This is a genomic window from Haloferax profundi (genome assembly GCF_001469865.1).
Lineage (GTDB): Archaea > Halobacteriota > Halobacteria > Halobacteriales > Haloferacaceae > Haloferax > Haloferax profundi.
Genome location: NZ_LOPV01000457.1, coordinates 1 through 1,898, shown reverse-complemented (window position 1 = coordinate 1,898; position 1,898 = coordinate 1). Strand labels below are relative to the sequence as shown.

Here is a 1,898-nt window from a genome sequence, read left to right as displayed (position 1 = left end):
GTGTGCCTGATTACTGCGGAGGTCTTTTCCTGCGAAGACGGAGACAAACCCATCAGTTGTTGGTGCAGAATCACCTTGCCAGAAGGTGAGGTTTTGATCGGAGCCATCGGCATATTTGCGAGCCGGGAGCCACGTCCCATTAGCTCGTGCCTTGTAGAACACGCGAGCAACTGAACTGCCTGGCGTGTGCGCTCTGAAGCCGACCAAGAGCCGACCTGGACGGGACGTGAGGTCGATTGCCTGTGGTGTCGAAATATTCCTCTCAATAGGGACTGTACTGACTGAATTGTTCGACGCGATATGGAGTGAGTCGTTCGCCCCCACGTCGAGCCAGGCGACACTTCCGTTCGAGCTATCGAGCGCTGTCATCTGTGAGACCGGGTGTGTTTGTGTCTCGATGACCGACCCAGTGGGAGAAAGCCGTTGTACCGAGACAGACCCGTTCATCGGTGAGGAATCCGGTGTAAGGAATGACAGTGTAAACGTTCCGTTCGCTGCTGAGAGCGCAGGTGTTCGTGCACTATCAATCGTTTTGACATCACTGAGTGTCCCATTGTACGTTACGTACTGGACACTCTGGTCGCCCCACGTGCTGAGATTCCCATCACCGTCTTGCTGCCACGCAATCAGATACGTATCCTTGACGTGTGCGACGGTTGGCTGCGAATCAAAGTTGCTGTCGTTTGTCACAGTCTGTGGCGACGACCACCCAGAACTGTCTCTCGTCACAAATCGGATCTCACCGTGGCCATACAGATCAGATGGGCCGGAGACAGTAGACTCGTTGAATGTCTGTGAGAACGTCAGGAACGCTGCAAGTGCAGATGAGGAATTTCCGGCGAGGGCTGGTTCGTAATCGCTGTAGTTGTCGTCAGTCAGTGCACTCGGCGTATCGAACGCTCCGTTGGTGTTTGAGCTCGTGTAAATATCCCGCCCGTTCAACACGGACTTGTCGGGGTCCTGCCGACTCCAGACCGCTGTTTGAGAGGCGTTTAGTGAGGCAAGCGCAGGTGAGTCGTCGTCGACAACGTCGTCAGTAATGGTTCCCGTATCGACGATTGCATCTGCGCTAACCATGCCCGTCGACGAGATTCCGACCGAGGAATCTTTCGGTGGACTGGTCCCGGTTTTCGAGACAAGCGTCCATCCCGTTTCGGTTCGCGTATCAGTCGTCTCAGCGGTCACACGCGCTTCATTCAAGCTCACCTCGTCGAACGAGTAGGTAAAGCGGTCTTCTCCAGGTGGGTACGATAGCTGCGTCGAGAATCCATATGCCGTCGCACGGGTGTACAACTGCCCGTAGACTGTCCCATTGACATCCGAGAGATTAGACATCGGCATCTGAGTATCAATTCCCTCTTCGAACCCTAACACGAGGTCAGTCCCCTGATACTTTTTACCGATTTCTTGTTTCGCACTCAGTTGTGGTGAGACAACCCCTTCTGTGAACTCAAACGCAAGCCCAGTCTGTGGGTCATCAACCTCGTCGAACGATGCGTTTGCCTCGACTTCGAGTTCGAAGATGGGGTAGAGACTCACGACGTTAGGCGGAATCACTCCGATCGGGGGGTTTGGAATCCCCGTTGGTGGTGGAGGGTACTCCGCTACTGCGGCACCATATGCATCTATTTCGCCGCGGGTCAGATCACCCTTCTCGAGGTCAACAAACGCAGACCCATCGACGCCGCCACTCACCTCGACAACCGCGAGATTGTACTTGACTGTCCCGCCAACAGTCGCATCGGAGGATGACGTCACGAGGTCAACCGTGAGGATAACGTGAGCAGTGACGGAGCTCGATTGTTCTTCTCCAACGCCAGGCATATCGACGTCATCCCCGAATGGGAAGTCATCCGGAACGGTCGCGCTCCCAGATTTCTTGCTTTCTCCCGGGAATT

Annotated in this window: 1 protein-coding gene; it reads right to left on the bottom strand. The window is 55.0% G+C overall.

The genetic code is table 11. From position 1 onward, the window contains the following. Positions 1 to 1,898 (bottom strand): hypothetical protein (locus AUR66_RS22155; RefSeq protein ID WP_197409806.1); only part of this gene is annotated, 1,898 nt, incomplete at both ends.